The organism is Streptomyces sp. NPDC090032, from assembly GCF_044748025.1.
Lineage (GTDB): Bacteria > Actinomycetota > Actinomycetes > Streptomycetales > Streptomycetaceae > Streptomyces.
The window spans coordinates 558,324-584,352 of record NZ_JBIVFF010000007.1 but is presented as its reverse complement, the minus strand read 5'-3'; the positions used below and the strand labels follow the sequence as shown (position 1 = coordinate 584,352).

Genomic DNA, 26,029 nt, shown 5'->3' with positions numbered 1-26,029 from the left:
TCAACGCCCACCGCACCGGCACCATCAAGGGCCTCAGCGCCGAAATCGGCGCCTCCATCACCTCCGGCGCCACCATCTGCGAAATCAAGGACTGAGCGCCCCCCTTGCTGGACGCACCGGACCGGAAGCCCAGGAGGACGGCCTCCTGGGCTTCCGGGCTGCTCCTGAGCTCACACCCCGTCAGTCGTATGTGCTCAGGCCGGAATCTCGAGGCTCAGGCCGGATTCTCGAAAATCGGGGTGATCAGGGCCCGCGCCATGGTGTGGGTGAAGAGCTGGAAGCCCAGCCAGGCCGGCGAGGCGGCCGCCGGGACATCCAGCTCGGCCGTGTCCAGCGCGTGGACGGCGTAGATGTAACGGTGAGGGCCGTGCCCGGGAGGGGGCACGGCGCCGAGGAAGCTGTGGCCGCCCGCGTCGTTGGCCAGCATCTTCGCGCCGATGGGCAGGTACTTCCCGCCCGGCGCCCCGGCACCGGCCTCCAGTTCGTGCACCGACGCCGGGATGTCGTACACCGCCCAGTGCCAGAAGCCGCTCACCGTCGGGGCGTCCGGGTCGAAGCAGGTCACCGCGAAACTCTGCGTGTCGGCCGGGAAGCCCTCCCAGGACAGCTGTGGGGAACGATCCTCCCCCGGGCCTCCGAAGAGACTGCTGCACTGCGCGACATCGAGGGGCTTCCCGTCCGCGATGTCCGTGCTGTGCAGGCCGAACTCCGGCACAGAGGGCAGGACGCTGTACGGATCGAAGGAGTGGGGCATGTGCTTCTCCTCTGGTCAGGCGGTCAGGAGCTCGCGGAGTGGTCGGTGACCGACCCGCCCTGATCGATCACACCACCGACACTCGCACGACACCCGCAGGCACCGCACGCCGCAAATGGGCGACTTCTGTCCCAGATGACGTCCGTCCGTGTCGATTTACGCCCCGGAACACGCCTACCACGGGACGCGCCACTCCGCCCCCGCAGTATTGATTCAAGCTACACGTAGATGCATAATGCGCTTATGTATAAGCGGACCGAGGAAGTTGGCGCCCAGGCCGAAGGCCTGATGATCGCCGTGGAGCAGATGGTCCGCTTCGTGCGGCAGAGTGCCGTCACCGGCGGCCTGAGCACGGCGGCCTCGTCGGCGATCGGCCGTCTGAGCCGCGAAGGCCCGTATCGGCTGAGCGAGCTGGCCAGGGCCGAAGGTGTCTCCCAGCCGAACATGACCCAGCTCGTCACCCGTCTGGAACGTGCGGGCCTGGTACGCCGAGTGGCTGACCACAACGACGGCCGGGCCGTCCTCGTCGAAGCCACCGACAGTGGCCTCGAAGTCTTCCGGCAGCGGCGCGCCGAACGGGCCCATGCACTCGATCTGCTCATCGATGAGCTGACCGAGCCCGAGCAGCAGGCGGTGCGCACCGCGCTGCCCGCCCTGGCCCGCGCCATCCAGGACCGCCAGGCCCGCGACTGACCCACCCACTCCGCAAGCTGTCCGCTCTTCCGCACTGCCTCCCCACCCCCTCCCCACCCCTCTTCTCGACACTTTGGAGAGAACCGCGCATGAGTGCATCGCATGGAAAGGCCGCCAGTCCGTTCAAGCAGCCGAAAGCCGTCTGGGCCGTGGCATTCGCCTGCGTGATCTCGTTCATGGGCATCGGCCTGGTCGACCCGATCCTCCCCGCCCTGGCCGAGAACCTGCACGCCTCACCCAGCCAGGTCTCCCTGCTCTTCAGCAGCTACCTGATCGTGACCGCGGTCGCCATGCTCTTCGTCGGCTGGATATCCAGCCGGATCGGCGCCAAGCGCACCCTGGTCGTGGGCCTGGTCGTCATCGTCGTCTTCGCCGCCCTCGCCGGCACAGCCGGATCCGTCGACGGCATCGTCGGCATGCGCGCCGGCTGGGGCCTGGGCAACGCGATGTTCATCGCCACCTCCCTTGCCGTCATCGTCGCCTCCGCGAGCGGCGGTTTCGGCGGCGCGATCATCCTGTACGAGACCGCGCTCGGCCTCGGGATCGCCGTCGGGCCGCTGCTGGGCGGGGAGTTGGGCGGCATCAGCTGGCGCGGCCCGTTCTTCGGGGTCGCGGTCCTGATGGCCATCGCACTGGTCGCGACCCTCGCCTTCGTGCCCTCGCTGCCCAAGCCGAAGCGCCCCACCTCACCGATCGCGCCGCTCAAGGCGCTGCGCCACCGCGGTCTGCTGACGATGGGCATCATGGCCCTGCTGTACAACTGGGGCTTCTTCACGATGCTCGGCTACGCCCCGTACCCGATGAAGCTGGACGCGCACGAGCTCGGTCTGGTCTTCACCGGCTGGGGTCTGCTGGTGGCCGCCTTCAGCGTCTTCTTCGCCCCGCGTCTGCAAGCCCGCTTCGGCACGGCTCCCGTCCTGTACGTCAATCTGGTCGGCCTCGGCATCGTGATGGCGGTCATCGCCGCCGGCGTCAGCACCCCCACGGTCGTCATCGTGGCCGTCATCGTCAGCGGCGCCTTCATCGGCATCAACAACACCCTGACCACGCAGGCTGTCATGCTCGTCTCCCCCGTCGAGCGCCCCGTTGCCTCGTCCGCCTACGGGTTCCTGCGCTTCATCGGCGGCGGGCTGGCCCCCTTCGTCGCGGGCAAGCTCGCCGATGCCACGGATCTGAGCGTGCCCTTCTACCTGGGCGCCGCCACCTTCCTCCTGGCCATCCCCGTACTGGCCAGCGGCCACGGTCTGCTGCGCAAGGCCGAGGCGCAGCTGGGCGGGAGTGAGCCGGTCACCCCGTCGCTCACCCCCGTCGGCAGCCCGCCCGCCGCGACCGACGCGTCGCCCGTCATCGTCGCCGTAGGGGCCCACGGCGGGGCCGCCGCCATCGTCGACGCCGCGGCGAGGCTCGCTCGCGACACCGGCAGCCCGCTGGAGGTCGTCCACGTCCAGCAGACCGCCGTGGTCGAGGAACAGGCCGTCGACACCGAGACGGACGAGCAGGCCCGCGCGTTCGTGACCGCCCACCTCGACCGCCTCAGCGCGGACGGCATCGCCGCCACCGGCCAGATCCTGACGAGCGTCGGCGACCATGCCGCCGCGGGCCGGGCCCTCGCCCACCACGCGGCGGACATACACGCCCGCGCCGTGGCCATCGGGCACTCGCCGCGCGGCCCCCTGGCCCAGTTCGCCGACGGCAGTCTCACCACCGCTCTCACCCACGCCGCCACGTGCACGGTCGTCCTCGTCGACCCCGACAGCACACCCCGGCACCTGACCAAGGAGAGCCTCGCGCAGATGCGCAACAGCGCGGCCTGAGCGAACGCCCCGCGGGCTGCGGGGCGCACCGTACGTGCCGCAGCCCGCGCGCAACCGACACCAATTTCGGACCTGGTGTATCGGGCGGCGAGTGATGTCGGCAGACTTCATGCATTGCACTCCACCATCACGAGGGATTCACATGATCACGCTCACCAAGGAAGACGGACCGGCAGATCTCGACGGTGTGACCCACCTGTCAATAGGCGTGTCCTGGGACCCCACCGCCGGATCCAGCGGCGGACTGATGGGCAAGCTCCGCCGCAACGTCGGCACGGACCTCGACCTCATCGCCATCGCGCTGCAAGGCGCGGACCCGGTACGGCTCGCAGGCCTCGACTCCCTGGACCCGCTGGGCAACGGCTCCTTGGTGCACAGCGGCGACAACCAGACGGGGCGCGGCGACGGCGACGACGAGACCGTGACCGTCGAGTTCGGCCGTATCCCGGCGAACATCACCTCGATCGTGTTCGTGGCCGCCGCGTACAAGAAGTCCAGCTCCTTCCAGAAGGCGCGGAACATCAGCTTCAAGGTGTACGACGCGACCGGCGGCACCTCCGCGCAGGTCGCCGACATCTGGCCGAGCCTGCTCACCAACGACAATGGCTGCCGTGTGGCCAAAGCCATCCGGGTCGACGGCAGTTGGAAGCTCGAGGTGCTGAACGAGACGGGGAAGATCAAGCAGGGGGACGAGCGGGCGCTGATGCGTTTCGCGGTGAGCAACCGGTGAACGGGGATCAGTGACGGGGCTCCCGGCGCGCCGACGTCGAAGGGTCGCTGCCTGCCGTCAGGTACGTGGTGAACCACGACCTCGCGAGGTCGGCGACCCGGTCGAGCGCTCCGGGTTCCTCGAAGAGATGCGTGGCTCCCGGGACTGTCTCCAGCCGGTTCTCGCAACGGAGTTGAGCCTGGGCGGCTCGGTTGAGGTCGAGGACCCTCGTGTCTGCCCCGCCGACGATGAGGAGGGTCGGCGCCCGTACCTCGTCGAGGCGGGGCCCGGCGAGGTCGGGCCGTCCGCCACGGGACACCACGGCGCCGATGTCCGGGTCGTCGGCGGCCGCCCGGAGCGCCGCCGCGGCCCCGGTGCTGGCACCGAAGTACCCGATCGGTGCCGGCTCACGTTCGCGCAGCCAGCGGGTGGCTCCGGCCAGCCTGCCGGCGAGCGCACCGATGTCGAAGACGTTGTTCCGGTCGGCTTCCTCGGAGGGCGTGAGCAGGTCGAACAGGAGCGTGCCGAGGCCCGCTTCCTGCAGCACCTCCGCCACCGCACGATTGCGCGGGCTGTGCCGGCTGCTGCCGGAGCCGTGGGCGAACATCACCAGCCCCGCTGCCCCTTCCGGGAGTGCGAGGTCTCCGGCCAGCCGGACCCCGGCGGCCTCCACCTCGACCTCGGTCAGGGCCGGCGCCGGCCGGACGCGTGCGGGATCCGCCACTGCACGGGCCAGACACGCGGCCACTTCCTCGTCCGTGGTCTGCGAGAAGTCGCCGTACCACTCACCGACGGAACCGAACAGCGGCGGTACGGAGAGGCACACCACGTCGTCCGCCACCGCCCTCAACCGGTGCACCGCGTCGGGCGGCGCGACCGGCACGGCAAGAACCACGCGCGCCGCGCCCTGCGCCCGTACGACCTGGCACGCGGCCGCCGCCGTGGCACCGGTGGCGATCCCGTCGTCCACCACGATCACCGTACGGGCCTCGCGGGTCACCGTACGGTCCTCGCCGACCACCGTACGGGCTTCGCCGGTCACCGTTCGCGCCTCGTCCGCCGCGGGAGGCCGGCCGCCACGATATCGCCGTGCCCGCCGCTCCAACTCCTGTCGCTCCGCGCGCTCGACGGCCGCGATGTGTTCCGGGTCGATCCCGCAGTGGCGGACGACGTCGTCGTTGAGGACCCGCACGCCACCCTCGCCGATCGCACCGAACGCGAGTTCCGGCTGGTAGGGGACGCCGAGCTTGCGGACCACGATCACGTCGAGCGGGGCGTCCAGCGCACGCGCCACTTCGAAGGCCACCGGAACTCCTCCGCGGGGCAGTCCGAGGACGACCGGCTTCTCGTCACGCAGGTATTGCACCGCCGCGGCCAGCCGCCGCCCGGCATCGGTACGATCCGTGAACCGCACGGCGCTCGCCCCTCTCGGAGCCTCTCGCAGATCACTACAGGCACTTTCCTGCCTTACCTCCGGGCTAACCCCGTTCGCGGCGCCGCGCAACTCGGAACGCCTGCACCGCGCGACCCGAGACGCCGTCCGGCGCGACAATGGTGGTGCGGATGATGCGCTCCTTCGCGGAGAGGCGGCACCTGCCATGACGTACATAACGGTCACTGCGCTGAGCCACCCCGGGCTCAGGCGCGAGCACAACGAGGACAGCCTGGTCGTCGGCCCGTGGACGCTGTGCGGAACGGTGACGGAGAATCCGCAGACGATGGCGTTCCCGCTCGGCCGTCCACTCGTGATCGCTGTCGCCGACGGCATCGGCGGTCAGCCGGCCGGCGAGGTGGCCAGCAGCCTCGTCGTCCGCCGGCTCGCCCTGTTCGGGCCGGCGCTGGACGGCGAGGAAGCGGTGCGTGACGCGCTGGGGATGTGCAATCACGCCGTGTACGCGGCCGCCGACCGCGCCCCGGAGTTGTCCACGATGGGGACGACCGTCGCGGGTGTCGTCATCCTCGAAAGGGAACTGATCGTGTTCAACGTCGGCGACAGCAGGGTGATCGAAGTGAGCCCGGCCGGGGACGACAGCGACACGAGTGCCGAAGGTGGCCTCACCGCTGCCCGGACCGCCGTGGACGACACGCTCCACCAAGTGAGCGTCGACGACAGCCCGCCGCCCCCGCAGGGCCGGCGCACCACGTCGATCGTCACGCAGGCGCTCGGTGGCGCACCTGCGTTCAGCGCGATCACGCCGCACGTCAGCACGTCACCGCTCACCCCCGACACACGCATGCTGGTGTGCAGCGACGGCCTGACCGACCCCGTCCTCGAGAGCGAGATCGACGACGTCCTTCGGGCCCACGACGGCGGCCGGGCCGTCTTCGAGCTGTGGAAAGCCGCGATGGCTGCGGGCGGTCCCGACAACGTCACGATCGCGCTGGTCTCCGTCGCCGGCTGACCCGCTCCCACCGAGCGGTGGCGGGTCCACCCTTCATGACCGCGGCCGCTCCGGAGATTCATCGGATGGCGAGGGCGGGAACAGCGGCGGGGGTGGCGGAGGCGCCGAGAGAGGGCGGCTGCGCTGCCGGGGCGGGGCCTGCGAGGGGGCCGGGGGCGGCAAGGAGGGCGGTGGGGGCGGAGGCGGCTCGATCGCCGGCAGCAGCGGACCGCCCTCGCGCAGCCGGGCGATGGTCAGCTCGGCACGGCGGCGCGCCTGGGGGCCGTCGTCACGTCCGTAGACGAGTCGCACGCCCAGGCGGCCGAGGTTCTCGATGGAGTGCTGCCGATAGCCGAGCGCGTGGGCGATCTCTTCGATCCGGCTCAGCCTCGCGGCTGTGGCACGTCCGGGGATCAGCTCGACGCGGCCACGGCCGTCGAAGAGCGCACGTACCTCATCGTCATTCACGTGACTCCACTCCCAGGGGACGTGCGGCAGCCACCTGACTGTTCCACACCACGATCCGCCACTCCCCGACCGTAGAGCACCAGGGGTGCCGACAGCACCACAAGTCGGCACCCGATGCATGCGCGACCGGTCCAACACCCCTGCCGGGCCTCAGGTGTTGACGGTCTTGCGGAGTGCGGCGAGGCCGTCCGCGTAGATGCCGTGGAAGAGCTCCTCCGCCTCGGCCTCGCTGACGCCGACCGGCGTGAACGAGCCCGTCCATTCCACTCGCGATGTTCCGGGTGCGCCGGGTACGTCGCGCACCGTCAGGGTGGAGAGGTAGCCGGTGACAGGGAACGGCGCCTGCTCGATGGCGTAGGAATAGGTCCGGTTGTCGTGGTCGAACGCCTTGAGGCGTTCGACGATGACGCCGCCGTCCTGATTGGTCAGGTGGCGTACGCGGCCGCCCTCGCTCAGCTCGCTCCTGGTGATGTACGGGAGCCAGTCGGGCAGGGAGTCGAAGCCGCCGATGAGCTTCCAGACGTCGTCGGCGGGTCGGCGGAGGTCGATGGTGGCGGTGGCGGTAGTGGTGGTGGCCATGTGCTGCTCCTTGCTTGTGCCGTGCGGGTGGTTGTCAGGCCGTGGGGGTGGGGGCGTCCGCGGCGATGAGCCGCTCGTCGCGGAGGGCGGTCCAGAAGGCGCCCGGGACGTTTTCGTTGAGAGCGGCGATGTCTTCGGCGATCCGGCCGGGCCGGGTGGCACCGGGGACGACGGCGGCCGTTGCCGGGTGCGCCAGGGCGAACTGCAGGGCGGCGGCCTTGATGCTGACGCCGTGCGCGGCGGCGATTTCCTTGATCCGCTCCACCTTGGCGATGATGTCGGCCGGGGCCTTCTGGTACTCGAAGTGCTGACCGCCGGCGAGGATGCCGGAGCTGTAGGGGCCGCCGACGACCATGTCGACGTTCTGCTCGGTGGCGGCGGGCAGCAGGCGCTGCAGGGACCGGTTGTGGTCGAGCAGGGTGTAGCGGCCGGCGAGGAGGAACGCGTCGGGCGTGGGCTCGTCCAGGTCGAGGGTCAGCTCGATCGGCTCCACGCGGTTGACGCCCAGGCCCCAGGCCTTGATGACGCCCTCGTCGCGGAGGTTCTGCAGGACGCGGAAGGCGCCGGTGCGCGCCGTCTCGTAGACGGCGAGCCAGTCGTCGCCATGGAAGTCCTGGGCGACGTCGTGCACCCAGACGATGTCGAGGCGGTCCGTCTTCAGGCGCTTGAGGCTGTCCTCGATGGAGCGCAGGGTGGCGTCCGCGGTGTAGAGGTCGACCATCTTGTTCGCGCGGCCGTGCTCGAACAGGCCGCCCTTCTCACCCAGGTCGCGGTCGGCGGGGTCCTCCAGCTCGTCGAGGATGACGCGGCCGACCTTGGTGCTGAGCACGTACTCGTCGCGCGGCCGGCCGGCCAGCACCTCGCCCAGGCGCAGCTCGGACAGGCCCGCGCCGTAGAAGGGCGCGGTGTCGAAGTAGCGGATGCCCTGGTCCCAGGCGGCTTCGACGGTGGCCGCGGCTTCCTCGTCCGGGATGCTGCGGAACATGTTGCCGAGCGGGGCGGTACCGAAGCCGAGGGGGCCCGGCAGGAGGGACTTGATACCCATGAGCGAAATCTTTCTGTCTGGTGCGTCATGCGAAGTTCAGGCTGAATTCTCCTGCTCCGCGGCTCTTGCTCTGTCGAGGTTAGGATCGAGGAGTCAGACTGTCCAAGACTTGCTTGGACACACTTGAGTCCCTTGAGGTCTTACATGCTTGACCTGCGACAACTTCGCTATTTCGTGGCCGTGGCCGAGGAGGAACACGTCGGCCGTGCCGCCGATCGCCTGCACATCTCGCAGTCACCGCTGAGCCGGCAGATCGCCCAGCTGGAGAAGAACCTGGGCCTGACCCTGTTCGAGCGCAGCCAGCAGCGACTGCGCCTCACCTCCGACGGCCGTGTCTTCCTCACCGAGGCCACGGCCCTGCTGCGCCATGCGGACCGGCTCGAAAACCTCGGGCGACGCCTGGGCCGCGGCGAGGAAGGCGGCCTGTGCGTGGGATACGTCGGCGATGCCATGCACACCGGGATCCTGCCCCAGGCGCTGCGCGCCCTGCACGACGAGCGCCCCGGCATCCACATCGCCCTCTACGACCTGAGCGCGGCCCAGCAGTTCGAGGGCCTGCGCCAACGCAGCCTGGACATCGCCCTCGTGCCGGAGGCGCCCCCCGAGTCGGACCCCGACCTGCGCAGCGCCCTCCTCCTCGAAGACCCCCTGCTCCTGGCGGTGCCGAGCGGCCACCCACTCGCCGGGAGGGCGGAGATCCTGCCCGAGGACCTCGACGATCAGCCGTGGATCGCCATCGAGAACAGCCAACAGCCCGCCTGGCGCGACGACTTCGTCGCCTCCTGCGCGGCGGCCGGGTTCACCCCCGACATCCGGCTCGAAGCCCCCGAGCCCCTCACCGCACTCGGCCTGGCCGCGTCCGGCCTCGGCATGGCGCTCGTCCAGGCGAGCATGCTGCGAGGCGACACCCCTGGGGTCACCGTCCGTGAACTCCCCTGGTTCCGAAGGTCCGTACGGCTCTGGGCCGCCTGGCACCAGATCGATCTGCGCCCGGTCGTCGCGTCCTTCCGCACGACCGTGCTGAACACCAAGGACGCCGGGGACGAACCCGTCAGGTGAGGCCGGCGGCGGCCTGCTCCTCCGTGCCCAGGGGCGCCTTCTCGCGGCGCGGGAGCAGCAGCGGCGTGGCCAGGAGGACGACTCCGGCGATCGCGATGGCGGTGCGGGGGCCGGTGACGGCGGCGATCACACCCCATACGGCGGTCAGGGCCGCGATCGAGAGGCTGCTGCTGACCGACCACGCGGACAGCGTGCGGGCGACCCGGTCGGGGTCGGCGTGTTCGAGCCGGTAGGTGGCGAGTACCGGGTTGAACAGGCCGCAGCAGGTCACCAGGCCGAGCTGGACGGCGATGACGAGCACGATTCCGGGAACACCGGGCTGGACGAACGCCAATCCGAGAGGCCAGATCGCCCGCAGCGCCCCGACGGTGAGCATCACCTTGCGTTGTCCGAACCGCGCCACCAGCGGGTGCGCCATGCGTGAGCCGATGAGTCCACCGATGCAGGGGGCCGCGAACGCGAGACCGTACTGCCAGGGTGCGAAGCCGAGCCCGCTCAGCATGAGTACGGCGATCAGCGGCTCGGACGCCATGATGAGGCCGTTGACGACGATCGAGTTGAAAAACAGCGGGCGCAATGTGCGGTGGCCGAGGATGTAGCGCCAGCCTTCGAGCAGGTCGCCGGGGCGCAGCCGCGGTGCCGTGGCCCGCGCGGGGCGCGGTTCCGTCCCGCCGATGGCGCGGATGCCGAGCGCCGAGAGCAGGTAGCTGACCGCGTCGGCGACCACGGTCGTCACCGGTCCGAACATCCCGATCGCGGCTCCACCGAGCGGTGGCCCGACCACGATCGAGGTCCAAGTCGTGGACTCGAACCGGCCGTTCGCGACGAGCAGGTCCTCCGGCGGCACGAGCGCCTTCAGATACGCGCCGCTGGCCGCCTTGAAGGCGATGTCAGCCGCGGCGACGGCGACGGCGACGACGAGGAGCTGGGCGAAGCTGAGCCGGCCGAGAGCGAACGCGGCGGGGATGCTCATCAGGGCCGCGAACCGGATCAGGTCCATCGCGATCATGACGGGCCGCTTGCGGCGGAACTCCATCCACGGCCCGAGCGGCACGGCGACCACGGCCCCCACGGCCCGCCCCGCGGCGGCCAGCGCCGCCACCTGCGTCGGCCCGGAGTGCAGCACGAGGATCGCGATCAGGGGAAACGCGCCGAACCCGAATCCTGTGCCGTACGAGCTGACCGCGAACGCCGCCCACAACCACCCGAACCGCCGACCCAGCGCCCTTCTGCCCTTCACGCCCACCGCACCTCTCGCCGCCCCGCACAACCACACGCTGACCACCGACATCAAAGCGAGGAGCAGACGACGAGATCAAACAACCGACCCGCCATGAGAACACAACCCGTCGTTGTACCGAGACGCCGGTCGGTATGAACGTCCCTGATCCGGGCCTCAGGTCTGTGTGCCTCCCGTTCGTCGATACGCACGACGGCGCCCAGAACGTCGTTGAACGCCTCGGTGGAACTGGGGTGGGTGTAGATCTCCTGGCTCAGATCGGTGGCGGTGATGCCGTGCCGCACGGCCAGTGCGACGGTGTTGATGGGAGCGCTCGGGGCCGGGACCGACACGTGCCGGGCCCGTTGACATCGTTGCCGGCGACCGTGGTCCGATGGGCGCATGGAGATCAGGACCATGCGCGCGTTCGTGACGGTCGTCGAAGAGGGCGGGCTGTCCGCCGCTGCGCGCAGACTGCACATCAGCCAGCCCGCGCTGTCCCAGACGATGAACACGCTGGAGCGCGAACTCGGCGTCCGGCTGCTGGTCCGCAGCCCACCGGCGTCGAAGCCACGGACGCCGGGACGACCTTGCTCGGCGAGGCCCGCGGCGTTCTGGCCCGCCACGACCAGGGGTGGGCCCCCGCTGGTGCGGCGCACCTGGGCGGTGTGGGACGCCGGCTCCCACCGCCGCGACCTGGGACACCTCCTCGCGGCGCTCGACTTTTGCGGACCGAACTGATTCGGGAACCCGGACGCCGCTGGTGGCCCGGTCGCTTCCCCCACTCCGACGAGCGGAGGAAGCGACCTGACCTGTCGTGAGGAGGGCTCAGCGCTTGAGCGTGAAGGTGAAGTCGCCGGAGACCTTGCCGCTCAGGCGGACTGCCGAAACGAGCTTCCCCTCCTCGACCAGTCTCTCGACCTCGGCCCGCGACAGACCGCAGCCTTCAGCGATCAGTCGGACCGGCCGGACAGGGATGCGCGCCACGAAGCGGACCAGGACGTCGATCACCTCACGGTCCAGGTGATCCGATCCGCCGGTGTCGAGGCGCCAGGCGTCGGCCCAGTCGAGGGCGATGCGATTACGGCGCCGCACGACCGGGTCCTGGAGCAACTCAGCTGCCAGTCCAGGGTCGTTGTCATGCATCCGGTCCAGCAGGTCGGGCCGTACGGAGCGCACCTTCATCCGCTCCAGGACCGTGAGCTTCGTGGTTTCCCCGCAAGCGGTACAGAGTGCGAGGAGCCAGGCGTCGATGAGCTTGTGGTTGGCGTTGACGCGGAATTTTCCGTTCGCCCGGAAGCGGTCGGACGCGCACGCGTGGCAACGGCGGAGAACGAGCGGCAGGCAGGTGGGCATGACCACCCAGCTATTGAGCACAGAGGTACACCGGTTTCAGTGAGAAGTCCGCAGCAAAAAGGAGCGCGGCGCATATGCGCGACGCGCGACAACAGCGCTTGGGAGGTCTCACAGGGTGTACAACGGCACGTCCTTGCCTGGGCGACTCGGTCCGGCAGCACGCTAATGGCCCGCAGCGGCGCTGTGCCATTGGTTTTCGGATCCTGTCCGGCGAACTCCGGTCCGCCGGACAGGCCCTGGAGCGCTAGACGGCCGTACGGCCGCCGTCCACAGGCACGACGGCGCCGTGCATGAAGCCGGCACTGTCGGTGGCGAGATAGACGATGGCGGAGGCGATCTCCTCGGCCGTGCCGGGGCGGCCCGCGGGAGCTGCCGCGGCCAGAGCCTTGAGTTCGTCCTCCGCACCCGAGGTGCCCGAGGTGCCTTCGGTGCGGGTCGGGCCGGGGCTGACCGCGTTGACCCGCACGCCTCGCGGCCCGTACTCGGCGGCCCATGCCTTCGTGAGCAGCGTCAGCGCGGCCTTGCTGGAGCCGTACAGACTCATGCCGGCGGCGCCGAGTTCGGCGGCCATGGTGGTTACGTTGATGATCGCGCCACGGCCTCGTGCGGCCATGTCCGGCGCGAGTTCGGCCACCAGAAAGTAGGGCGCCTTGACGTTGAGGGAGTAGACCGCCTCGAACTCTTCCTCGCTGGTCTGCTCCGTGGGCCCGAAGGGGAAGATGCCGGCGTTGTTCACCAGTACGTCCACTTGGCCGGCCTCCTGCTTGGCGCGGCGGGCGAGGGCACGTGCGGAGGCCGCGTCCTTCAGTTCTCCGGGCAGGAACAGTGCCTGGCCACCAGCCGCACGGATCTCTTGCACGACCCGATCGCCCCGAGTCTCGTCACGCCCCGAGACCAGGACGTTCGCGCCGAGACGGGCCAGCGCGATCGCCGTCGCACGGCCGATGCCGCTGGTCGCACCGGTCACCAGTGCCGTGGTACCGGACAGTTCTGAAGTCATGATGGCTCACCGTTCCGCTGTGTCGATATCCGATCGGCCGACGCATCAGCCCGAAGGCCCGCCGGCCGCAGATGTAAGCCACGCCTTCCGGTTGACGCTTCCTGATCGGCGCATGGCTTCGCCTATGGCCGCCATAAGTAGCGCATTCATCCCCGCTGACCCCGCATTTCCTGCCGCATGTGTGCGCCCGTCCGTTGGGCGAGGAGTGATGATGTGGCATGGCGTTCTCGACGGCGTTCACAGAGTTGTTCGGCGTGCGGTGCCCGATCGCACTTGCGCCGATGGGTGGGTCGGCCGGCGGCGCACTGGCCGCGGCTGTCTCGCGCGGCGGTGGATTCGGGATCCTGGGCGGCGCTTTCGGGGACCCGGAATGGCTGGCGCGCGAGGTGCCCATCGTGGCGAGCACGGAAGGTCCGTGGGGTGTCGGATTCCTGACCTGGGGAATCGATGTCGCCGTGGTGGAGCGGGCTCTGGAGTACGGGCCGAGGGCCGTGATGCTGTCGTTCGGCGATCCGAGCCCGTACGCGGAGCGTGTCCGCCGAGCAGGGGCGCTGTTGATCCTTCAGGTCACGGATCTGGAGGAGGCCAGGCAGGCCGTGGATCTGGGCGCCGATGTGATCGTGGCTCAGGGGACCGAGAGCGGTGGGCACGGGGCTCGGTGCGGACGCTCCACGTTGCCGTTCGTACCCGCGGTCGTGGATCTCGTGGATCCGGTGCCGGTACTGGCGGCCGGCGGGATCGCCGATGGCCGTGGCGTGGCGGCCGCACTGGTACTGGGCGCGGCTGGAGCCCTCATCGGAACCCGCTTCCAGGCGACCGCGGAGTCCCTGGTCGACCCCTCGATCGCCAAGGCGATCGTCGAAGGGCGCGGGGAGGACACCGAGCGCAGCACGCTGCTGGACATCGCCCGCGGCTCCCGATGGCCCGCAAAGTACCCCGCCCGAACCCTCGGCCACGCCTACCTCGACCGCTGGCGGGGCCGGGAGGCCGAACTCGCCGCCGACCCCCGAGCGCGTCAGGACTACCAGGACGACGTGGCCCGCGGCACCGTCCCCCCGCTGCCGGTCTGGGCCGGCGAAGCCGTCGACCTCATCACCGACCTCCCCTCGGCAGCCGACCTGGTCGCCACCCTGGCCACGCAGGCCGAGGACGCGCTGGCCCGCGCGCGGCCCCGCTGACACACCAACTGCCCACGCGGCTAAGGCTCATGGGCCGAGCACCCAGGGCGTGGCCGACCGGCGACTACGGCGAGGAGTTGGCTCCACGCACCTTGAGCCACTCCTCCAGCAGGGGGATGACGACTCGGATGTCCTCACCCTCCACAGAGACGTCGGCTGTCTCGCGTGCCTGCTGGTCGGCATTGAACGCGATGCTCAGACCCGCCTCCCTGAAGAGCGGCAGGTCCGAGCGGCTGTCGCCGATGACAGCGCAGTCCTGAGGGGAAAGGCCGAGCGACCCGGCGCAGCGGACGGCGAAGTCACGCTTGCCGTACTCGTCGAGCTCTGCCAGGACGCGGCCTGTGAATCGTCCTTCCGCCGTCTCCAACTCAGGTCCGCAGTAGGCGTCGAACCCGAACCGGTGACAGAGGTGTTTGCCGATGGACTGCCAGGCGAGCGTGGCCAGAACGGGGATGAGTCCCTGTCCTCGGCACCACACGACGGTCTCCTGGATCCCATCGACGAGTGGAACGCCGGCCAGCCAGTCGTCGATCTCCCGCTCCGTACGGCCGGACCAGGATTTCGCGTCGACAGCGGCAACCTGAGGGTTGGTCAGCCTTCCCGCCGCATAGTCGGCCTCGGCTTCGGCCATGGCCGCCTCGGTCCCCAAGTAGCGGGCGACGTGGACGGCCGAGCCCGGAGACGGCACGAGCGTGCCGTCTATGTCGATGAAGACGACGCCTGTCACATCCGAAGGATTCGAGATCGTCAGCACAAGGTTGTCCCTAGCCCTTCCGACCGACCCCACCGAACATCGCCACTTCATCAGGCACCGCGCCGATGGCACCGTCCGGCCGCCAACGTGAGCAGGAGACCACGCCCGGGGCGAGCAGTTCCAGGCCGTCGAAGAACCGGGCGACCTGCTCCGGCGTGCGCTGGTTCAGCTTTGGTGTGCCGTGTTCGTTCCAGAACGCCACGGCCGCGTCCACGTCCGGCATGGCCGGGCTGGTGATGGTGTGGGACAGGACGAGATGGCTACCGGAGGGCAGCGCGTCGAGCAGGCGTCGCACGATGCCGTACGGGTCCTCGTCGTCGCCTACGAAGATGACCACGCCCAGCAGCATGAGTGCCACGGGCCGGGTGAGGTCGAGGGTCTTGGCGGCGGACTCCAGGATCTGCTCGACGTTGCGCAGGTCGGCGTCGAGGTAGTCGGTGCTGCCCTCGGGTGTGCTGGTCAGGAGGGCTTGGGCATGGCTCAGGACGAGGGGGTCGTTGTCGACGTAGACGATCTTCGCGTCCGGGGCTGTGCGCTGGGCGACCTCATGGGTGTTGTCGACCGTGGGCAGGCCGGTGCCGATGTCCAGGAACTGGCGTATGCCCACCTCGGCGGTCAGGTAGCGCACCGCGCGCCCCAGAAACGCCCGGTCGGCGAGGGCGTAGTCCACGATGCCCGGGTGGAGTTGCCGGATCTGGTCACCCGCTGCCTCGTCGACAGGGTAGTTGTCCTTGCCGCCCAGCCAGTAGTTCCAGATCCGTGCGGTGTGCGGCCTGCTGGTGTCGATCCTGCCGTCCTGGCCGCCGGGGCGTGCGTCGCGTGTCACGGTCCCTCTCCTGTCGTCCGCCGATCACGATCTCGGCCCTCACCCTAGATGCCACCGTCGAGGGCCGAGGCGATCGGGCGGAATCAACTCCTGGTCAGAGAAGGGTGGTTGAGGCGACAGTGTCGGCCTGCCAGGGGAAGTCGTCCGGGTCGGTGAAGGTCCCGGCGTCGCCGCCGAGTACGAGCCGGTGCGAGCCGCTGCCGTCGACGGGGACGCCGACATCCTTGGCCAGCGCGCGGCGCCCGTAGAGAGCCAGCTTGACCGGGCTCGAGGGCGTTTCGAACTCGACGTACTTGCGGCCGAAGCTCTTCGCCACAGTGAGACCGCGGTCGACGTAGAACTGCCTGCTCGCGGCCACGTCCGCCACTCCCAGCAGGAGCACGATGCTGTCGATCCGGCGGGTCGCCGGGCCGGTGTCCTTCCGCGCGGACGTGGCGACCTTCCATATCGTCCCGTCCGGTGCCTGTACGACGCCGCCGTAGCCCCACAGGGACTTCGTGACGGGCTTGAGCGGCGTGGCTCCGGCTTCGAGGGCCGTGCCGATGAGCGCCTTGACATCGGCCGGCTGGGACACCGTGAGCGACAGCGAGAACCCGCGGAAGCCGGTCGTCGTCGCCTGCGAGGCGCTCAGTCGAATCTGATTCTCCAGGCCGAAGGCGGCGGTGTAGAAGCGGTGAGCGGCCGTGGGGTCGGCCACCTCGAGGGTGATGGTTTCGATGGCGGTCATGTCCATCACGCTAGTTGCGGCGCGGTCGCGAGTGCTTCTCCATTCCTGACCGGTCCTGACGGCGTCCTTGTCGCGGCGACCGCCGCCCCGCGCCGGTACGCGCCGGGCGTCAGGCCGGCCAGCTCGGTGAAGCGGGCACGGAAGACTCCCTGCGACGGGAAGCCGACCAGGAAGCCGACCTCGGTGACCGTCAGGTCGCCATCGCGCAGCAGCGTCTTCGCCCGCTCGACACGACGCGCCGTCACGAACGCGTACGGCGACCGGCCGTACGCGAGCCGGAACTGCCGACTGAGATGGCCGGCCGGCCAGTTCACATCGTGGGCGAGCGCCGCCACGTCCAGCGGCTGCGCGTACTCCCGGTCGATCCGGTCACGGACACGGCGCAGGCGCGCCAGGTCCTTCAGCCGCTGCTCCTGGGCCAGTGCGCGCGCCCAGCCGGGATGACACATACGGCACCTGCCTTCATAGGTATGCGCGAGCGCCGGGGCCCACAGGGGCCGCCTGGCGCCGCGGGGCTCAGCGAAGCTCCTGGATGCGGACCATGTTGCCCGCGGGGTCGCGGAAGGCGCAGTCGCGGACGCCGTACGGCTGCTCGGTCGGCTCCTGGACGACGTCCACGTCGGCCGCCTGTACCTTCTCGAAGGTGCCGTCCAGGTCCCGGGTGGCCAGCAGGATCCAGCCGTAGGTGCCCTTCGCCATCATCTCGGCGATGGTGCGGCGCTCGTCCTCGCTGATGCTGGGGTCCGCCGCCGGCGGCGCGAGGAGGATGGAGGTGCCGGGCTGGCCGACGGGGCCGACCGTGATCCAGCGCATCTTGCCCTGCCCCACGTCACTGCGGACCTCGAAGCCGAGGACGTCGCGGTAGAAGGCCAGGGACGCGTCCGGGTCGTCGTGCGGGAGCGAGGTCGTGTGAATCGTGATGTCCATAGCCCCACGTTAGTAGCGGCCCGGCGAAATACGCTTCTCCGATCGTGACCTGTCGAGCCGCCCGTCCACCCTTGTGGGGTCAAGGCGTCACCCACGACTCGGCGCGGCTACTGCTCCAGGCTCCTCACGTTGTCCCCGAAGGTCCACCCCTTCGACCCGTCCCAGTTGATCGACCAGGTCATCAGCCCCTTGAGGCCGTCCCCGTACGTGTTCCATGCCTGCGAGACCAGGCCCGGCGCCATGTAGCCTCCGCCCGCGCCGGGCTGGGCGGGCAGGCCGGGGACCTGCTTGTCGTAGGGGACCTTGATGGTGGTGCCCTGGACGACGAGGCCCTTGTTCAGGCAGTCGGTCTGGGCGGTGAAGCCCTGGACGGTGCCGGCCTCGTACGAGTCGCCGGAGCAGCCGTACATGCTGCCGTTGTAGTACTGCATGTTGAGCCACCACAGGCGGCCGTTGTCGGCGTACTTCTTGATGACCGGGAGGTACGCGCCCCAGATCGATCCGTACGTGACGCTGCCACCGGTGACGTACGCGGTCTCGGGTGCCATGGTCAGGCCGAATCCGGCGGGCATCTGCGCGAGGATTCCGTCGATGATGCGGATCAAGTTGGCCTGGGAGGTGGAGAGTTGGGTGATGTTGCCGCTGCCGGTGAGGCCCGTCTCGATGTCGATGTCGATGCCGTCGAAGTTGTACTTCTTCAGGATCGGGACGATCGTCTCGACGAAGTGGTCGGCGACTGCGGCCGAGTTGAGGTCGATGCCCGCTGCCGCGCCGCCGATGGACATCAGGATCGTCTGGCCCGAGGCCTTGGCCTGACACATCTCGGCGGGGGTCGCGACCTTCACGTTCGCGTCCATGCCGTCCTCCCACAGCGCGGTGCCGTCGGAGCGGATCACCGGGAAGGCCGCGTTGATGACGTTGTAGCCGTGCTGCGCCAACTCGGGGTTGGTGATGGGGGTCCAGCCGAAGGGCGGGTGCACGCCGTTGGCCGCACCGTCCCAGTTCTCCCAGTAGCCCTGGAGGACCTTGCCGGCCGGTTTCGGCTTGGTCGCGCAGGTGTCGGCGGCGGGGGCGGCGGGTGCCGCGACCAGGACGGTGGAGAGGGACGCGGCCGCCGCGAGGGCCGCGCCGAGGAGACGGGACGTACGACTGCGACGGGACATGGGGGGCCTCCGCAGGATCGCCGGGCGAGTGGGGGTTGGCGTGAGCACGTCGCACGGTAGAGAGGTCCAGACCTTTCGTCAATGGGTATGGACCAATGGGGAGTTGGGGTCGCGTCGCGGTCCGGGTCAGCAAGTGGCGCGCAGCGGCTGCGGCCGGGGCGCGACTGCCATGTCCATGAGCGGTGCGTACCGCTGTCCCGCGTAACAGCCCGTGTCGTGGGGGCCGCCTTGGACCATCGGGCGCGGCAAGGAGACCTTGACGGCGAGGAGTGGTTGACCACGAGGATCTGGTCGGGGTCCGCGCCGTACAAGGCGGCGAAGAGGCTTGGGACGAGGAAGCCGGTGGCCACAAGGGCGTCGTAGGTGTCCCGGTCGTGACACCTGAAGTCGAAGGTGAGGGTGAAAGGGCCGGCATTTTTCGAACGCACCAGGGAGCAGTAGTCGAGCAGGGTGGTCTTGGGGGTTACAGCTCCGGGAGTTCGGATCCTAGGGGGTGTGAATGCGGCGGCCATGTCCGCGATGGCGTGGACGACTGGTCAGACCTTGGCCGCCGCCTCGTGTTCCGCATCGCGCCGTTTCGGTGTGATGGCTCCGCCTCCCCGCACCGGACTGCGGACCGCGTTCGCCGACCAAGGCTGGTTCTAGCCGTAGCACGTCAACAATCATGGGATCGGTCTTGCTGCCTCACGCGGCCTGTGTCTCAATGGGCGACGATTTCAGCACGTCACTCCCGTAACTGCATCCGCACCTGCACCGGGATCCGCACCTGCACCTTCCCCCCACTCGCACAGTGAAGGCAGGCTCCCATGAGGTATGGCAGAAGGCTCGGTATCGGTTCGGCCCTGGGCGTCGGCGTGGTCGCGGTGAGCGCGCTCGCGCTCGCGCCCGTGGCGACCGCGGTGACCCCCGACACCGCCACCATCTCGTTCGACTGCGGAATCTACGGGTCGGGCACGGCGACCCTCACGGCCACCCAGGACGGCACGGCCGCGACGATCAGCGTGTCCACCTCCGCCATCTCGGCGCCCATCGACGTCGCGGCGGGCTCGGTCGACTCGACGCTCACACTCACCAACAACGGCACCGGGACGTCCACGTTCACCGGCAACTCCAACCCGGCGATCCCCGCCGGCAGCCCCGTGTCCACCGGGCCGCTGAACGGGACCGTCGCCGCCGGGGACAGCCTGGAGGCCAAGTCCCTGAAGGTCGTGGTCATGGGCATCACCGTGACCTGTAACGCCACGTCCGCCCAGGCACCTGGTCCGTTCGTCTTCTGACGCGCAGGGCGGGCCTCGCCGGGCGGTGCCGCTCCCCTCGGGGGCACCGCCCGGCTCCCCCACGACTACTTCCTGACCGGGCACATCCCCTCGGAGAGCGTGTTGTACGTGGGAGCGCTCTGCGTCGTCGCCGCGCTGCCGCCGAGCTGGATGAGGATCTCGTCGGACAGCAGGTCCTCCTTGCCCTTCAGCGCGTCGGCGACCTTCGTGTCCTTCGGGAACACCATCTCCGCGGCGATGTTGTCCTGCACGATCCGGGCGAGATTGTCGAGCGCGGTGAAGATCGGGTCCTTCGGCGTCTCGAGGCCGGGCAGGTCGATCAGGTGGGTGGCGACCTTCGCCGCGTTCATGCAGTCCTTGATGATGATGGTGTTCTGGTTGAGCACGCTGGTGGTCCACTGGGACAGCACGACGCAGTACAGGTCCGCCCATGCCGCCTCGCCGACCTTCGCGCGCCAGGTCTTCATGGTGTCCTGCACGCCCTTGATCTGGGCCTGCGCGGCGTGCTCCATGTTGACGCGGATGTCGGGGTAGACGCTGCCGGAGAAGTCCTCGAACGACTTCATGTCGAACACCTTCGCCTGGACCGAGGCGTTGATGAACTTCAGCGCGGCGTCCAGGATGTTGCCGCACGACGTGGTCAGCGCGGCCGGCAGACCGGCGGCGGGAAGGTTCTTGCGGGCCGCGGTGAGGGTGGCGGCGTAGGCCTGCAGGGGTTCGATCCACGCGGTGGACCTGTCGTCGTTGAATGCGACCAGCAGGAGGTCATGCGGGTCGATGCGATCGGCGTTCGGCAGGTTCGGGATCTTGTCCGCGAGGTACGAGGCGATCACGGAGAAGCAGCCGAGCGGAACGTGAGCGATGGACTTCGCCAGCTCGAACGTCTCCGCGACGGGGTTGACGGACTCCTGGCCGTTCGCGGTCACGAGGGTGAATCTGCCGCCCTTCGCGTCGTTCTGCACCACGATCACCGGCGAGAGGTGCTTGACCAACTCCGCCTTGAGAGTGGCGTAGTTGGAGCGCATACCGGCGTTGACAGCGAAGATCGAGTCCTTTGCCTGCTGCTGGGTCACCGCCGACGCGCCCGTGCTCGTCGTGTCGGTCAGTGGGGTGTCCGCGGCACTCGGGGACGCCGAGTAGCCCAGCAGCGCCGCGGTGCTGATACCGGAAGCGCTGCCTATGAATCCTCTGCGCGTAGCCATCTTCGTTTTCTCCGTAGCGGTTCTGAGCGCGAATGTCGAGTGAGTTGGGGGGTCATCTGCATGGGGGGAACGTGAGGCATGGGGGGAAATCCATTGGTCGAGTGAGTCATTTGTGGGGGGCCTTACTTGTGGGGGTTTTTGGGGGGATCAGGGGGGATCGCAGGGGGCGGAGGGGGAAGGAATGCGCATTCCTTCCCCCGCCGAACTCCGAGCGAGGCGAGTACCGGGCAAGTACCAGGCGAGTACCGGCTACTTGAGAGAGCTCTGCTTGGGGACCACGACTCCGTAGAGGTCCTGAACCGTGGCGAGCGCGGCCTCGTGAACCTGCTTCGCGGGGATGCCGTTCGGGTTGCCCTTGAGTGGCAGCGGCCGGGTCGCGGAGGCGTCGCCGACCACGGTCGGGTTGTTGCCGTTGAGGAAGGCGCCCTGGGTGGTGAACAGGGTGCACATGTTGGTCATGAATCCGGCGATGATGACGTTCTTGCGCCCGGCCTTCTTGACCTCTTCGGCGAGATTGGTCTTGTGGAAGCCGTTGGGGACGGTCTTCTCGACGACGGGCTCGCCCTTGGCCGGCTTGAGCGCCGGAATGATCTGACCCGCCTTCGACTTCAGGTCGTAGCCCTTGTCGACGATGTGGATGACGGGCGTGCCCGCCTCACGGGCGCGCTTCAGCAGAGCTTCGGCGTTGTTCACCGCAGCCTGCCACCCGTCGAGTTCCATCACACCCTGGGTGTAGGTGTTCTGGTAATCGACGAGGATCAGCGTCGCGTCGGAGAGCTTCGCCGGGGTCTCGTCCAGCTTGTTGAGGTGCCGCAGGGTGGTCGTGTCCTTCGCGACGTTCTTCTGCGCGGCGTTCTCCACGGCGGGCGCCGGCTTGCGGTCGGTGCTCGACGCGGCTTCGGAGCTACTGCCGCACGCCGTCGCGGTGGCCGCGAGCACGGTGGCGAGACTCAGCGCGGCGGCTGAACGGAGCAGCTTCATCAGACGATCTCCTTCTGGGTCGGAACGACGACGCCGTACAGGTCGGCGATGGTGGCGAGGGCGCTGTAGTGCACCTGGCAGGCGTCGAGGTCGGTGCCGGCCACCGGCAGCGAGCGGGTGGCGGTGGCGTCGGCGACGACCGTGGGACGGTTGCCGCGCAGGAACGCTCCCTGCGCGGTGAACGCCACGCACATGTGCGTCATGAAGCCGGCGATGATGACGTCCTGCCCGTCCGGGACGTGCGTGCCCAGGTCGGTGTCGACGAACGCGTTCGGGACCTGCTTGACGACGACTGCCTCACCTTCGACGGGCGCGACACGGGGGTGGATCTGACCGATCTCGGCCCGGATGTCGTACGGGGTGCCCTCGCCGCCGTCGTTGATGACGTGCACGATCTTCGTGCCCTCCTGGCGGGCCCGTGCCAGGAGCTGCGCGGCGGCGTCGAGCGAGGCCTCCCACCCGTCGAGTTCCATCACGCCCTGGGTGTAGGTGTTCTGGAAGTCGATCAGGATCAGCGTCGAGTCGGCCAGCTTCGCGGGCGTCTCGTCGAAGCCGTTCAGCTCGCGCAGCGTAGTTCTGGACATGGGTGTACCGCCTTCGGTCTTCGCGTGAGAGGGGCAGCCCGAGCGATGCGGTGGGCTGCGAGTAGAACGCTATGACCCAGCAGGCGTGTCGACAATGACGTCTAACATGCAGATACCGACATGCCACTCGCGCACCACCGGTGGCACGGCAGACCGACCAGGGGGACTCATGCAGGACATCGCCGGACGGCTCATCGTCATCGTCCTCTTCGAAGGCGTCGACCTGCTCGACGTCACCGGGCCGCCGGAGGTGTTCTCCCTGGCCCGGCGCGAGACGGAGGACGCGGCGGGCTATCACGTCGTCCTCGCCGCCGAGAGCATGGACCCGGTGACCACTTCCGCCGGAGTCCGCATCCTCCCGGACATCACCTTCCGGGAGGCCGCCGAGGGGAGCATCGACACCCTCATCGTGCCCGGCTCGGTGGAGGTCGACAGCGAGCGCCGGGTACGCGCGCTCGTCGACCCCGAGCTGGTCAGCTGGGTGAAGGCCCTCGCCGACCGCACCCACCGGGTCACGTCCGTGTGCGTCGGAGCGCACCTCCTGGCCGCGGCCGGCCTCCTCGACGGCAAGCGGGCGACCACGCACTGGTCGACGGCGCCCCAACTGGCCGCGGACCACCCGGCCGTGGAGGTCGACGCCGACCCGATCTTCATCCGCGAGGGCAATGTGTGGACCGGAGCAGGCATCAGCGCCTGCCTCGATCTGTCGCTCGCCCTGATCGCCGATGACCTGGGCGAAGCCATCGCGCTGCGCGTCGCCCGGCAGCTCGTCATGTACTTGAAGCGGCCGAGCGGCCAGAGCCAGTTCAGCGTTCCTCTGGAACAGCTCTCCACAACACGGCGCATCGAGGATCTCCGCCACCACATCATGCGCAACATCAGCCGGCCGCTGACCGTTGTGGACCTCGCCGAGTACGCGCACGTCAGCGACCGGCACCTCACCCGGCTCTTCAAGACCGAACTGGGCATGACCCCGCACACCTACATCGAGTCCGTCCGCGTCGAGAAGGCACGCCACGATCTCGAATCCTCCGACGCCACCCTCGAACGCATCGCGTCCGCCTGCGGATTCGGCACGACGGACACCCTGGTCCGGGCGTTCCGACGACGGCTGAACACAACACCGACGGAGTACCGCCGCAGATTCCGGGTGCCCCAGACCCGCTGATGCCTGAGACGCGCCACCTCCTGCTCATCGGTCATAGACACTGTCTACGCCACAATGGTAGACAGTGTCTATGACCGATGAGAACTCTCTTCGCGAGCGGCTGATCGACGTCGGTGTGGACCTGGTCCTCACCGAGGGCTCCGCGTCGGTGGGGCTGCGGGAGATCGCCCGGCGGGCCGGGGTCTCGCACGGGGCCCCGCGCAGGTACTTCGCCACGCACCACGCCCTGCTCGCGGCCATTGCCCAGCGCGGCTTCCAGGACCTTGCGGCCCGGTTCGAAGGCGCCGACGACCGCGAGGCACCACCACGCCTTCAACTGGAGCGAATTGCCGGGGCGTACGTCGGGTACGCGCTGGAGCGCCGCGGCATGTTCGAGCTGATGTTCCGCCACGACCTGCTCGACGGGGCACAACGGGAGGCAGGCCGGCCTCAGTTGCGCACCTCCACGCTTCCGCTGTTCATGCGGATGGTCGAGCTGGTCAGCCTGTGCAGGGAGGACCCGGACGCCGTACATCGGCCCGACTCGCCCGGCAGTTCGGCCGTATCACCCGCGGTGACCGCCGCCGCCCTGTGGTCCGGGCTGCACGGCATCGCCCAGCTGTGGATCTGGGGAAGCCTGCAACTGGCCCTCGGCACTCCCCCGCCGGGTGATCAGGAACGCGACCGGCTCGTCACGGCAGTTCTGGACGCTCACCTGGGGCCGGTGACGGCGTGAGCACGGCGGCGAGGCGGCCCTTCGCTCTCCTGGCCTCCGTGTCCGGAGCGATGATCGTCGCACTGGACGGGACCATCCTGCTCGTGGCGCAGCCCAGCCTGCGGCATGATCTCGACGCGAGCGTGGCTCAGGTCCAATGGACGAGCACCGGCTACCTGATCGCCGTCGCCACGCTTCTCGTCGTCGCCGGCCGCCTCGGCGACCGGTACGGACACACGCGGCTGCTCCTGGTGGGCGTCCTCGGGTTCGGGGCCGCATCGACCGGCATCGCGCTCGCACCCTCCATCGGCTGGGTGATCGCACTGCGTGTCGCTCAAGGCGTTTTCGGTGCGCTGCTCCAGCCTGCGACGCTCGCCTTGCTGCGGCTGGCCTATCCGCCGGACCGGCTCGGCACGCCCATCGCCATCCGTACCAGCGCGATCGCGGTGGCGGCCGGGATCGGCCCGGTCCTCGGCGGGATTCTGGTGCAGCATTTCGGATGGCGTGCGGTGTTCTGGGTCAACGCGCCCGTCGCGCTCGTGATCGCCGCGCTCACCCTCGCCGTCCGTACGCCGATGCCTGAACGCGCAGGTTCGCAACGGCTGGACCTCGCCGGCACGGCCCTGCTCACGGCGGCACTTGCGATCCTCGTCCACGCTCTGACCGGCGTGCCGGGGCGCGGGTGGACCGCTGGGTCGACTCTGCTTGAACTCACCGGCGGCCTGGCCTTGTCGGCGGTACTCGTTCTGCACGAGCGCCGTGCCGCACACCCGATCGTGCCGTATGCCGTGGCCCGGTCCGTCCCGGTGACCGCGGCCATGACGCTCCTCCTGGTCATGAGCGCAGGTCTGTTCGGTGCCCTGTTCAAGGCCACGTTCTACCTCCAGGACGCCTTGCGGCTCGCCCCGCTCGCCACAGGCCTGCGCGTCCTGCCGCTGACCGCGCTGATGGTCCTGGGCGCGCCCGTTTCCAGCGCCGCACTGCGACGGTACGGCCCACGCCTCACCGCCGTCGCAGGCACGGTTCTCGTCGTGGCCGGCATCGCGCAGTTGTCTTCGCTCGGTCCGACCAGCCCGTGGCCGTCCATGACAGCCGCCTTCGCCGCACTCGGAGCCGGGTTCGCGACGGTGATGGTCACCGCCACCGGGACAGTCGTCGGCGACGCGCCACCGGGCTACGCCGGAGTCGTCGGGGGGCTCAAACAGACGGCGATGAACATCGGTCCGTCGCTCGGCATCGCCGTCGCAGCCGGCGCGACCAGTGCCTCCACCGCACCGATGAGCCGCAGCCTGGTGCCCCTGGCCTTCCTCGCCCTCCTCGGCCTGATTCCCGCCTTCCTGCTGCCTCGGCACGCGGACGACGACGCCGATGCCGGTCCCCCACCACGACAACTGGCCCCGAACAAAGCCCCTGTTGCAGATGTCGGCGAACGCCCGTAGCACCACGAAGCGCCGCACGCGCCCCACCCCCA

At 69.3% G+C, this 26,029-nt stretch carries 29 protein-coding genes and 1 pseudogene; 11 read left to right on the top strand and 19 right to left on the bottom strand.

Going from position 1 to position 26,029, the window contains the following annotated elements; translation table 11 throughout:
* Window positions 1-214 precede the first annotated feature (214 nt).
* Entirely contained in the window at window positions 215-754 is a 540-nt protein-coding gene (locus ACIPWY_RS20925; RefSeq protein ID WP_393701156.1) for a YbhB/YbcL family Raf kinase inhibitor-like protein, read from the bottom strand.
* Between the two features lie 243 nt (window positions 755-997).
* Between ACIPWY_RS20925 and ACIPWY_RS20920 the strand changes: the two genes are divergently transcribed.
* The 3 genes from ACIPWY_RS20920 to ACIPWY_RS20910 all read left to right on the top strand — a co-directional run bounded on the left by ACIPWY_RS20920 (window position 998) and on the right by ACIPWY_RS20910 (window position 3,991).
* Window positions 998-1,447, top strand: coding sequence for a MarR family transcriptional regulator (locus tag ACIPWY_RS20920; protein ID WP_401534329.1), 450 nt, complete (start codon window positions 998-1,000; stop codon window positions 1,445-1,447).
* Between the two features lie 89 nt (window positions 1,448-1,536).
* Window positions 1,537-3,261, top strand: coding sequence for an MFS transporter (locus ACIPWY_RS20915; protein ID WP_401534327.1), 1,725 nt, complete (start codon window positions 1,537-1,539; stop codon window positions 3,259-3,261).
* A gap of 142 nt (window positions 3,262-3,403) precedes the next feature.
* Window positions 3,404-3,991, top strand: coding sequence for a TerD family protein (locus ACIPWY_RS20910; protein WP_362903350.1), 588 nt, complete (start codon window positions 3,404-3,406; stop codon window positions 3,989-3,991).
* 7 nt (window positions 3,992-3,998) lie between these two features.
* Here the strand turns inward: ACIPWY_RS20910 and ACIPWY_RS20905 are convergent, their stop codons facing one another.
* The gene (locus tag ACIPWY_RS20905; RefSeq protein ID WP_401534325.1) at window positions 3,999-5,384 is read right to left on the bottom strand and encodes a phosphoribosyltransferase family protein; all 1,386 of its coding nucleotides are present in this window, start codon (window positions 5,382-5,384) and stop codon (window positions 3,999-4,001) included.
* A gap of 184 nt (window positions 5,385-5,568) precedes the next feature.
* Between ACIPWY_RS20905 and ACIPWY_RS20900 the strand changes: the two genes are divergently transcribed.
* The gene (locus ACIPWY_RS20900) at window positions 5,569-6,372 is read left to right on the top strand and encodes a PP2C family serine/threonine-protein phosphatase (RefSeq protein WP_362903346.1); all 804 of its coding nucleotides are present in this window, start codon (window positions 5,569-5,571) and stop codon (window positions 6,370-6,372) included.
* A 33-nt stretch (window positions 6,373-6,405) separates the two neighbouring features.
* Here ACIPWY_RS20900 and ACIPWY_RS20895 read toward each other — a convergent pair whose 3' ends face one another.
* The 3 genes from ACIPWY_RS20895 to ACIPWY_RS20885 all read right to left on the bottom strand — a co-directional run bounded on the left by ACIPWY_RS20895 (window position 6,406) and on the right by ACIPWY_RS20885 (window position 8,443).
* Window positions 6,406-6,819 carry a hypothetical protein gene (locus ACIPWY_RS20895; RefSeq protein WP_362903345.1) on the bottom strand — a complete coding sequence of 138 codons (414 nt, stop codon included), beginning with the start codon at window positions 6,817-6,819 and terminating at the stop codon, window positions 6,406-6,408.
* Between the two features lie 150 nt (window positions 6,820-6,969).
* The gene (locus ACIPWY_RS20890) at window positions 6,970-7,398 is read right to left on the bottom strand and encodes an SRPBCC family protein (RefSeq protein ID WP_362903343.1); all 429 of its coding nucleotides are present in this window, start codon (window positions 7,396-7,398) and stop codon (window positions 6,970-6,972) included.
* A 34-nt stretch (window positions 7,399-7,432) separates the two neighbouring features.
* Window positions 7,433-8,443 (bottom strand): aldo/keto reductase, encoded by a 1,011-nt coding sequence (locus tag ACIPWY_RS20885; RefSeq protein ID WP_401534322.1) that lies wholly within the window; start codon window positions 8,441-8,443, stop codon window positions 7,433-7,435.
* 144 nt (window positions 8,444-8,587) lie between these two features.
* On the opposite strand from ACIPWY_RS20885, the gene ACIPWY_RS20880 reads away from it, so the two are divergent.
* Complete coding sequence (locus tag ACIPWY_RS20880; protein WP_362903339.1) at window positions 8,588-9,502, top strand: LysR substrate-binding domain-containing protein; 915 nt, start codon at window positions 8,588-8,590, stop codon at window positions 9,500-9,502.
* On the opposite strand, the gene ACIPWY_RS20875 is transcribed toward ACIPWY_RS20880, so the two are convergent.
* Both ACIPWY_RS20875 and ACIPWY_RS20870 read right to left on the bottom strand, forming a co-directional pair.
* Window positions 9,495-10,742: an MFS transporter gene (locus ACIPWY_RS20875; RefSeq protein WP_393701140.1), complete on the bottom strand. Its 1,248-nt coding sequence runs from the start codon at window positions 10,740-10,742 to the stop codon at window positions 9,495-9,497. The two genes, ACIPWY_RS20880 and ACIPWY_RS20875, sit on opposite strands and share 8 nt — an antisense overlap.
* Window positions 10,743-10,792: 50 nt before the next feature.
* Entirely contained in the window at window positions 10,793-11,026 is a 234-nt protein-coding gene (locus ACIPWY_RS20870) for a hypothetical protein (protein ID WP_401534319.1), read from the bottom strand.
* Window positions 11,027-11,123: 97 nt separating this feature from the next.
* Here ACIPWY_RS20870 and ACIPWY_RS20865 point away from each other — a divergent pair, with 97 nt between their 5' ends.
* A complete protein-coding gene (locus ACIPWY_RS20865; RefSeq protein ID WP_401534316.1) occupies window positions 11,124-11,462 on the top strand; it encodes a LysR family transcriptional regulator in 339 nt (112 codons plus the stop codon).
* 87 nt (window positions 11,463-11,549) lie between these two features.
* Here the strand turns inward: ACIPWY_RS20865 and ACIPWY_RS20860 are convergent, their stop codons facing one another.
* Both ACIPWY_RS20860 and ACIPWY_RS20855 read right to left on the bottom strand, forming a co-directional pair.
* Window positions 11,550-12,098 (bottom strand): DUF1062 domain-containing protein, encoded by a 549-nt coding sequence (locus tag ACIPWY_RS20860; protein ID WP_401534314.1) that lies wholly within the window; start codon window positions 12,096-12,098, stop codon window positions 11,550-11,552.
* Between the two features lie 223 nt (window positions 12,099-12,321).
* Entirely contained in the window at window positions 12,322-13,077 is a 756-nt protein-coding gene (locus ACIPWY_RS20855; protein WP_362903330.1) for an SDR family oxidoreductase, read from the bottom strand.
* 218 nt (window positions 13,078-13,295) lie between these two features.
* On the opposite strand from ACIPWY_RS20855, the gene ACIPWY_RS20850 reads away from it, so the two are divergent.
* Complete coding sequence (locus ACIPWY_RS20850; RefSeq protein WP_401534311.1) at window positions 13,296-14,255, top strand: NAD(P)H-dependent flavin oxidoreductase; 960 nt, start codon at window positions 13,296-13,298, stop codon at window positions 14,253-14,255.
* Between the two features lie 64 nt (window positions 14,256-14,319).
* On the opposite strand, the gene ACIPWY_RS20845 is transcribed toward ACIPWY_RS20850, so the two are convergent.
* The 7 genes and pseudogenes from ACIPWY_RS20845 to ACIPWY_RS20815 all read right to left on the bottom strand — a co-directional run bounded on the left by ACIPWY_RS20845 (window position 14,320) and on the right by ACIPWY_RS20815 (window position 19,164).
* Window positions 14,320-14,982, bottom strand: a complete 663-nt coding sequence (locus tag ACIPWY_RS20845; RefSeq protein ID WP_401534309.1) for an HAD family hydrolase — start codon at window positions 14,980-14,982, stop codon at window positions 14,320-14,322.
* A gap of 37 nt (window positions 14,983-15,019) precedes the next feature.
* On the bottom strand, window positions 15,020-15,835 hold the full coding sequence (locus ACIPWY_RS20840; protein ID WP_393701129.1) for an SAM-dependent methyltransferase: 816 nt from the start codon (window positions 15,833-15,835) through the stop codon (window positions 15,020-15,022).
* A 94-nt stretch (window positions 15,836-15,929) separates the two neighbouring features.
* Window positions 15,930-16,562, bottom strand: coding sequence for a glyoxalase (locus tag ACIPWY_RS20835; protein WP_401534307.1), 633 nt, complete (start codon window positions 16,560-16,562; stop codon window positions 15,930-15,932).
* A 5-nt stretch (window positions 16,563-16,567) separates the two neighbouring features.
* Window positions 16,568-17,011 carry a helix-turn-helix transcriptional regulator gene (locus ACIPWY_RS20830; RefSeq protein WP_401534305.1) on the bottom strand — a complete coding sequence of 148 codons (444 nt, stop codon included), beginning with the start codon at window positions 17,009-17,011 and terminating at the stop codon, window positions 16,568-16,570.
* Window positions 17,012-17,078: 67 nt separating this feature from the next.
* Window positions 17,079-17,489: a VOC family protein gene (locus tag ACIPWY_RS20825; protein WP_266571662.1), complete on the bottom strand. Its 411-nt coding sequence runs from the start codon at window positions 17,487-17,489 to the stop codon at window positions 17,079-17,081.
* A 107-nt stretch (window positions 17,490-17,596) separates the two neighbouring features.
* On the bottom strand, window positions 17,597-18,652 hold the full coding sequence (locus ACIPWY_RS20820) for a chitinase (protein WP_393701124.1): 1,056 nt from the start codon (window positions 18,650-18,652) through the stop codon (window positions 17,597-17,599).
* A gap of 126 nt (window positions 18,653-18,778) precedes the next feature.
* Window positions 18,779-19,164: pseudogene (locus tag ACIPWY_RS20815) on the bottom strand (DUF4387 domain-containing protein).
* A 294-nt stretch (window positions 19,165-19,458) separates the two neighbouring features.
* Here ACIPWY_RS20815 and ACIPWY_RS20810 point away from each other — a divergent pair.
* A complete protein-coding gene (locus tag ACIPWY_RS20810; protein WP_393701122.1) occupies window positions 19,459-19,929 on the top strand; it encodes a hypothetical protein in 471 nt (156 codons plus the stop codon).
* A gap of 65 nt (window positions 19,930-19,994) precedes the next feature.
* Here ACIPWY_RS20810 and ACIPWY_RS20805 read toward each other — a convergent pair whose 3' ends face one another.
* From ACIPWY_RS20805 to ACIPWY_RS20795, 3 genes are all read right to left on the bottom strand, one after another.
* On the bottom strand, window positions 19,995-21,131 hold the full coding sequence (locus tag ACIPWY_RS20805; RefSeq protein ID WP_401534302.1) for a hypothetical protein: 1,137 nt from the start codon (window positions 21,129-21,131) through the stop codon (window positions 19,995-19,997).
* 249 nt (window positions 21,132-21,380) lie between these two features.
* Window positions 21,381-22,112: a cysteine hydrolase family protein gene (locus ACIPWY_RS20800; RefSeq protein ID WP_401534300.1), complete on the bottom strand. Its 732-nt coding sequence runs from the start codon at window positions 22,110-22,112 to the stop codon at window positions 21,381-21,383.
* Window positions 22,112-22,696, bottom strand: coding sequence for an isochorismatase family protein (locus tag ACIPWY_RS20795; RefSeq protein WP_383884560.1), 585 nt, complete (start codon window positions 22,694-22,696; stop codon window positions 22,112-22,114). Before ACIPWY_RS20795 ends, ACIPWY_RS20800 begins: the two co-directional genes overlap by 1 nt.
* A 169-nt stretch (window positions 22,697-22,865) precedes the next feature.
* On the opposite strand from ACIPWY_RS20795, the gene ACIPWY_RS20790 reads away from it, so the two are divergent.
* The 3 genes from ACIPWY_RS20790 to ACIPWY_RS20780 all read left to right on the top strand — a co-directional run bounded on the left by ACIPWY_RS20790 (window position 22,866) and on the right by ACIPWY_RS20780 (window position 25,997).
* Window positions 22,866-23,864 (top strand): DJ-1/PfpI family protein, encoded by a 999-nt coding sequence (locus tag ACIPWY_RS20790; protein WP_362903309.1) that lies wholly within the window; start codon window positions 22,866-22,868, stop codon window positions 23,862-23,864.
* 70 nt (window positions 23,865-23,934) lie between these two features.
* A complete protein-coding gene (locus tag ACIPWY_RS20785) occupies window positions 23,935-24,579 on the top strand; it encodes a TetR/AcrR family transcriptional regulator (RefSeq protein ID WP_401534297.1) in 645 nt (214 codons plus the stop codon).
* The gene (locus ACIPWY_RS20780) at window positions 24,576-25,997 is read left to right on the top strand and encodes an MFS transporter (RefSeq protein WP_401534295.1); all 1,422 of its coding nucleotides are present in this window, start codon (window positions 24,576-24,578) and stop codon (window positions 25,995-25,997) included. The genes ACIPWY_RS20785 and ACIPWY_RS20780 overlap by 4 nt, the downstream gene beginning before the upstream one ends.
* The last annotated feature ends 32 nt before the right edge of the window (window positions 25,998-26,029 follow it).

Bases quoted from the DNA above. Each gene is read 5' to 3' on its own strand.
- ACIPWY_RS20925 (WP_393701156.1), bottom strand. From the start codon at position 754: ATGCCCCACTCCTTCGATCCGTACAGCGTCCTGCCCTCTGTGCCGGAG.
- ACIPWY_RS20920 (WP_401534329.1), top strand. From the start codon at position 998: ATGTATAAGCGGACCGAGGAAGTTGGCGCCCAGGCCGAAGGCCTGATG.
- ACIPWY_RS20915 (WP_401534327.1), top strand. From the start codon at position 1,537: ATGAGTGCATCGCATGGAAAGGCCGCCAGTCCGTTCAAGCAGCCGAAA.
- ACIPWY_RS20910 (WP_362903350.1), top strand. From the start codon at position 3,404: ATGATCACGCTCACCAAGGAAGACGGACCGGCAGATCTCGACGGTGTG.
- ACIPWY_RS20900 (WP_362903346.1), top strand. From the start codon at position 5,569: ATGACGTACATAACGGTCACTGCGCTGAGCCACCCCGGGCTCAGGCGC.
- ACIPWY_RS20890 (WP_362903343.1), bottom strand. From the start codon at position 7,398: ATGGCCACCACCACTACCGCCACCGCCACCATCGACCTCCGCCGACCC.
- ACIPWY_RS20885 (WP_401534322.1), bottom strand. From the start codon at position 8,443: ATGGGTATCAAGTCCCTCCTGCCGGGCCCCCTCGGCTTCGGTACCGCC.
- ACIPWY_RS20880 (WP_362903339.1), top strand. From the start codon at position 8,588: ATGCTTGACCTGCGACAACTTCGCTATTTCGTGGCCGTGGCCGAGGAG.
- ACIPWY_RS20865 (WP_401534316.1), top strand. From the start codon at position 11,124: ATGGAGATCAGGACCATGCGCGCGTTCGTGACGGTCGTCGAAGAGGGC.
- ACIPWY_RS20855 (WP_362903330.1), bottom strand. From the start codon at position 13,077: ATGACTTCAGAACTGTCCGGTACCACGGCACTGGTGACCGGTGCGACC.
- ACIPWY_RS20850 (WP_401534311.1), top strand. From the start codon at position 13,296: ATGGCGTTCTCGACGGCGTTCACAGAGTTGTTCGGCGTGCGGTGCCCG.
- ACIPWY_RS20835 (WP_401534307.1), bottom strand. From the start codon at position 16,562: ATGACCGCCATCGAAACCATCACCCTCGAGGTGGCCGACCCCACGGCC.
- ACIPWY_RS20830 (WP_401534305.1), bottom strand. From the start codon at position 17,011: ATGTGTCATCCCGGCTGGGCGCGCGCACTGGCCCAGGAGCAGCGGCTG.
- ACIPWY_RS20825 (WP_266571662.1), bottom strand. From the start codon at position 17,489: ATGGACATCACGATTCACACGACCTCGCTCCCGCACGACGACCCGGAC.
- ACIPWY_RS20820 (WP_393701124.1), bottom strand. From the start codon at position 18,652: ATGTCCCGTCGCAGTCGTACGTCCCGTCTCCTCGGCGCGGCCCTCGCG.
- ACIPWY_RS20810 (WP_393701122.1), top strand. From the start codon at position 19,459: ATGAGGTATGGCAGAAGGCTCGGTATCGGTTCGGCCCTGGGCGTCGGC.
- ACIPWY_RS20805 (WP_401534302.1), bottom strand. From the start codon at position 21,131: ATGGCTACGCGCAGAGGATTCATAGGCAGCGCTTCCGGTATCAGCACC.
- ACIPWY_RS20800 (WP_401534300.1), bottom strand. From the start codon at position 22,112: ATGAAGCTGCTCCGTTCAGCCGCCGCGCTGAGTCTCGCCACCGTGCTC.
- ACIPWY_RS20795 (WP_383884560.1), bottom strand. From the start codon at position 22,696: ATGTCCAGAACTACGCTGCGCGAGCTGAACGGCTTCGACGAGACGCCC.
- ACIPWY_RS20790 (WP_362903309.1), top strand. From the start codon at position 22,866: ATGCAGGACATCGCCGGACGGCTCATCGTCATCGTCCTCTTCGAAGGC.
- ACIPWY_RS20785 (WP_401534297.1), top strand. From the start codon at position 23,935: ATGACCGATGAGAACTCTCTTCGCGAGCGGCTGATCGACGTCGGTGTG.